Below are 5,082 nucleotides of genomic sequence, written 5' to 3' on the forward strand. Positions count from 1 at the left end.
AATGAAAAAAGCCGGATGGGACGATACCTTCCTAATCTCAATGATCGCTCATATGCGATAGCCCTGGCCCCGGAGGGGAGAGATGTCGCGACAGCGACAGTGAGGGGGGAGTCTATCCCCGGAGACGGCGTCACAGCTCTGGGACGCTGCTCCACCCTCACTGCCCCTTTCGGGGCATCTCTCCCGCCAGCGGGAGAGAGTATTGGGAGCAAGCTGCTACACAATATGCGATAGCCCTGCCTCAAGGGGGGAGATTGGGGCTGAAACGCCTCGCCCTCAGGCGACCGTGATCGGCTGGTCGGGATAGGCGAGCTGTTCGCGGGCGCGCCATTCCGGCGTCACGTAATTGATGATCAGCGATTTGCGCACGCCCTGGATCGGCCGCTTTTCGAAGCCGTGCCAGGTGTTGGTGGACGGCACGAAGATCATCGCGTAGTTCGGCGCGAAGGGCGAGCGGCCGACATGCTCGTCCTTCGAGGCGTAGATATCGGTTCCGAGCTCGTCATGGCCGGGGCCATCGGAGAGATAGATCAGCAGGGTGAACAGCTTGACGCCGATATCGGTGTGCGGCTCCAGCCAGAAACCATCGATATCCTGCGCGAATTCGATGCGCAGGCTCGAGCCCTCGATATTGGTGCCGAAAGTGTCCTGGATGACTGCGGCAACTTCGGGTGACTGAAAGGCTTCAGCGACGGCTGCGCAGCACGCATGTTTCGCGATATTCGGCTGGTCGAAATAGTGCCGGCTCTTGTTGTGAACCTCGCGCGTGCCCGATACGCCGCCAAGATCCGGTTTAGGATAATCCAGCGCCTGAATATCCTTCAGCAGATCCGTCGGAAACATGTCCGAAAGCAGCCAGTGGCGATAGGGCTCGGCATTGGAGTGGGCATTCCTGAATGCCGACTTCACATGCTCCTGAACGTTTCCGTAATCTGTCATTTCTGAACCATATGCTTGTTTGATCAATGCTATCGTATCGTCATCGGCAGGCAGGCACAACCATTCTCGCCGCCCGCGTCATTTCCCCGGTTTGCCGGTCTTGCCGGTGCGTCGACCGCGCCGTTTCTGCTCGCCGGGGTCTTCGTAGGAGCCCGCGCCGATCTTGCCGCGCTTGACCGGCTTGGCGTCGCCGCCCAGCGGCTTTTCCGTGCGACCGACGGTCATCTCGTCGAGATCGTTCTTGCGGAACAGCGGGCGGGCAGTATCGGTGCCCGGCCCCATGTCGTCCAGCGAAGGCTTGGCGAAATAGCCGCTCTGCCCGCCGCTTTCCGCCTGTCGCGATTCCTGCCGCTCCAGCTTGTCGTCCATGCCCTGGAGTTCGGCGGCCTTGAGGCGCTTGATCTCGTCGCGTACCCGTGCCGCAGTCTCGAAATCGAGATCGGCGGCGGCGTCGCGCATCTGCTTTTCGAGCGCGTCCAGATGGGCCTGCAGATTGTTGCCGACGAGGTGGCCGTCGGCCGCGAAACCCTTGCCGCCCTTGGTGCCGATATCGGCGCGGACATGGTCGCGCTCGTAGACCGAGTCGAGAATGTCCGAAATCCTGGCCTTGACCGATTCCGGCGTGATGCCATGTTCCTCGTTATAGGCAAGCTGCTTTTCGCGGCGGCGGCTGGTCTCGTCCATGGCGCGCTGCATCGAACCGGTGACCCGGTCGGCATAAAGCACGACCTTGCCGTCAACGTTACGGGCGGCACGGCCGATCGTCTGGATCAGTGAGGTTTCCGAGCGCAGGAAACCTTCCTTGTCGGCGTCGAGGATCGCGACGAAGCCGCATTCGGGAATGTCGAGACCCTCGCGCAGCAGGTTGATGCCGACGAGCACGTCGAACGCGCCGAGACGCAGGTCGCGGATGATCTCGATCCGCTCCAGCGTGTCGATGTCGGAGTGCATGTAGCGTACGCGGATGCCCTGCTCATGCAGGTATTCGGTGAGGTCCTCGGCCATGCGCTTGGTCAGCACCGTCACCAGCGTACGGTAACCCTTCGCCGAAACCTCGCGGATTTCGGAGAGCACGTCGTCGACCTGGGTCTTGGCGGAGCGGATTTCCACCGGCGGGTCGATCAGCCCGGTCGGGCGGATCACCTGCTCGGCGAACACGCCGCCGGCCTGTTCCATTTCCCAGCCGCCGGGGGTCGCCGACACCGCGATCGTGTCGGGCCGCATCGCATCCCACTCCTCGAAACGCAGCGGCCGGTTGTCCATGCAGGAGGGTAGGCGGAAGCCGTATTCAGCCAGCGTCGCCTTGCGACGGAAGTCGCCGCGATACATGCCGCCGATCTGCGGCACGGTGACGTGGCTCTCGTCGATGAAGATCAGCGCATCGTCCGGAATATATTCGAACAGCGTCGGCGGCGGCTCGCCGGGGCGGCGGCCGGTCAGGTAACGCGAATAGTTCTCGATGCCGGGGCAGGAGCCGGTGGCCTCCATCATCTCGATATCGAAGCGGGTACGCTGTTCAAGGCGCTGTGCTTCAAGAAGACGCCCAGCCTTTTCAAGCTCTTGCAGGCGCGCCTTCAACTCTTCCTTGATCGATTTGATGGCTGCGTTCAGCGTCGGGCGCGGGGTGACGTAGTGCGAATTGGCGTAGATCTTCACCGATTGCAGGTCGCCGGTCTTCTGTCCGGTGAGCGGATCGAATTCGGTGATCGAATCGATCTCGTCGCCGAACATCGAAATCCGCCATGCCGCGTCCTCAAGGTGGGCGGGGAAGATCTCGATCGTGTCGCCGCGCACGCGGAACGAGCCGCGCTGGAAATCCATGTCGCGGCGCTTGTATTGCTGGGCCACGAGGTCGGCCAGCAATTGCCGCTGGTCGAGCGTGTCGCCGACCGACATCTGGAAGGTCATCGCGGTATAGGTCTCGACCGAACCGATACCGTAGATGCAGGACACAGAGGCGACGATGATGCAATCGTCGCGCTCCAGAATGGCGCGGGTGGCGGCGTGGCGCATCCGGTCGATCTGTTCGTTGATCGAGGATTCCTTCTCGATATAGGTGTCGGAACGCGGCACATAGGCTTCCGGCTGATAGTAATCGTAATAGGAGACGAAATACTCGACCGCATTGTCCGGAAAGAAGTTCTTGAACTCGGAATAGAGCTGGGCGGCAAGCGTCTTGTTGGGCGCGAGGATTACCGCCGGGCGTTGGGTCTCCTCGATCACCTTGGCCATGGTGAAGGTCTTGCCCGAGCCGGTGACGCCGAGCAGCACCTGGCTGCGGTCGCCGGATTTCAGCCCCTCGACGAGATCGGCGATCGCCGTCGGCTGGTCGCCGGAGGGCTTGTATTCCGTGACCATGCGGATCGGGATGCCGCCCTCGGATTTTTCCGGGCGCTCCGGCCGGTGCGGGGTCCAGATCTTGCCGTCCTTGAACAGCGGGTTGCCGCTTTCGATCAGGCTTGAGAGCGCATCCACCGTCGCGGTGACGCCGCCCTTGGCGAGGTTCTGGGCTTCTTCCAAAGAAACATCAACGCCGGCAACGGGGTTCAGCCCGGCGGCGGCGCGGGTCTTGGGGTCGGAGGAGCCGCCGATGGAGACGCCGCGCGCGGTGCGGCTGGCCGTCGCGCCGCCGCTTTCGGCGGCCTTGCGGCGATGCTTGCCGGCCTTCGAGGCGAGCTTGCGCTGGCTGTCAACGGTTTCGGCCTCGGCCTCCTTCTCCAGCCCGGCAAGCCAGTCCGTCATCGAGCCTTCATAGCTCTCGCCCTCGAACGGCGCCTGGGGCGCTTCTTCGAAACCTTGTTTATCGGAGGATTTCTTGGGTGATGTGGCCATGGGGCGAATATGGGGAACAAGCCTGTAAAAGAAAAGGGTGTCGCGACAGAACAAAAATAGAACTTACGCCGCGATTCGGTCAAGTTTCACAGCTCAAATTCCTGATGCCGTCCGTAACAGTTTGCGCTAAGAACGCGCGAAGCTGCCAGGCTGGCAGCGTTTCCGGAGAAATTTCATGCCATTTTCGCTTTCGCCCGCGGCCGTTTGGCCGGTTCTTATGCTGGTCTGCTCGAATGTTTTCATGACCTTTGCCTGGTACGGCCATCTGAAGTTCAAAAGCGCGCCGCTGCTGCTGGTGATCATCACCGCATGGGGGATCGCGTTTTTCGAATATTGCCTTGCGGTTCCGGCCAACCGGATCGGCGCGTCGGTCTATTCGACCGCGCAGTTGAAGACGATCCAGGAAGTGATCACGCTGCTGGTGTTCTCGGGCTTTTCGGTCCTGTGGCTGAAGGAGGCGATCACCATCAATCATGTGATCGGCTTCGCGCTGATCGCGGTCGGCGCGGCTTTCATTTTCCAGGCCTGATCAGCGCGGCTCGGCGGTCCGCTCAGGCCTCCTGCGGAACCACGGCCGGCCTGCCGGTTTCGTCCATCGCCACCATCACGAACTGGGCTTCGGTAACCTGTTCGCGGTGCGGCATGCGGTGACGATGCACCCAGGCCTCGACATGGATCGTCATCGAGGTTCGACCGATCCGCTCGAACGAGGTGTAGACGCAGAGCGTATCGCCGACCTTGACGGGCTGGGCGAAGGCCATCGAATTCACCGCGGCGGTGACGGTCCTGTTGTTGGCGCGCTCGGAGGAGGCGACGTAGGCGGCGAGGTCCATCTGCGACATCACCCATCCGCCGAAAATATCGCCCGAGGGATTGGCATTGGCCGGCATGGCGACCGTGCGCATGGTCAGGTTGCCGGTGGGCGATTTCTCGTCGTTCATCGATCTCTCCTGTGGCTTGCGGGCGCTGCACCCTGATCAGCTCCGACAATATTGCACGGGTGCGGAATTGCAACTCGGTCCGTCGGGCCAGCGGGCAACATACGGTTGTCTTTTCATCGGCGCCGCAAAAGCATTTGTTTACTCTTGTCTGGTCTACTCGCGTCCGGAGTATCAACGCGATTTCGGTTCAGTATGACGTTTCCCTTGCGACGCGCGGTTTCATTGGCAGCCATTGCGGCGACGCTCACCGGTTGTTCCATCGGCGGATTGATGACGTCTTTTTCGGTGGATACCAGCGACAAGGCCCCCCAGATCGTCACCCGCAGCGAGGAGGCCGCGCAGAAGCCGCAGCCCCAGCAGATCGCCGCCG

Annotated in this window: 4 protein-coding genes; 1 reads left to right on the top strand and 3 read right to left on the bottom strand. The window is 61.8% G+C overall.

What is annotated here, in order from left to right; all coding sequences use genetic code 11:
• Positions 1–276: 276 nt before the first annotated feature.
• Both B4E36_RS23875 and uvrB read right to left on the bottom strand, forming a co-directional pair.
• Complete coding sequence (locus tag B4E36_RS23875) at positions 277–939, bottom strand: 2OG-Fe(II) oxygenase (protein ID WP_292056593.1); 663 nt, start codon at positions 937–939, stop codon at positions 277–279.
• Between the two features lie 78 nt (positions 940–1,017).
• Positions 1,018–3,771: an excinuclease ABC subunit UvrB gene (gene uvrB / locus B4E36_RS23880; protein WP_292056596.1), complete on the bottom strand. Its 2,754-nt coding sequence runs from the start codon at positions 3,769–3,771 to the stop codon at positions 1,018–1,020.
• Positions 3,772–3,946: 175 nt separating this feature from the next.
• On the opposite strand from uvrB, the gene B4E36_RS23885 reads away from it, so the two are divergent.
• Entirely contained in the window at positions 3,947–4,300 is a 354-nt protein-coding gene (locus B4E36_RS23885) for a DMT family protein (RefSeq protein WP_292056598.1), read from the top strand.
• Between the two features lie 22 nt (positions 4,301–4,322).
• Here B4E36_RS23885 and B4E36_RS23890 read toward each other — a convergent pair whose 3' ends face one another.
• Positions 4,323–4,712: an acyl-CoA thioesterase gene (locus B4E36_RS23890; protein ID WP_230721230.1), complete on the bottom strand. Its 390-nt coding sequence runs from the start codon at positions 4,710–4,712 to the stop codon at positions 4,323–4,325.
• Positions 4,713–5,082 lie beyond the last annotated feature (370 nt).

Source organism: Martelella sp. UBA3392 (assembly GCF_002358775.1).
GTDB lineage: Bacteria > Pseudomonadota > Alphaproteobacteria > Rhizobiales > Rhizobiaceae > Martelella > Martelella mediterranea.

Excerpts from the sequence above, each read along its gene's own strand:
- B4E36_RS23885 (WP_292056598.1), top strand. The coding sequence starts at position 3,947 with ATGCCATTTTCGCTTTCGCCCGCGGCCGTTTGGCCGGTTCTTATGCTG.
- uvrB (WP_292056596.1), bottom strand. The coding sequence starts at position 3,771 with ATGGCCACATCACCCAAGAAATCCTCCGATAAACAAGGTTTCGAAGAA.
- B4E36_RS23875 (WP_292056593.1), bottom strand. The coding sequence starts at position 939 with ATGACAGATTACGGAAACGTTCAGGAGCATGTGAAGTCGGCATTCAGG.
- B4E36_RS23890 (WP_230721230.1), bottom strand. The coding sequence starts at position 4,712 with ATGAACGACGAGAAATCGCCCACCGGCAACCTGACCATGCGCACGGTC.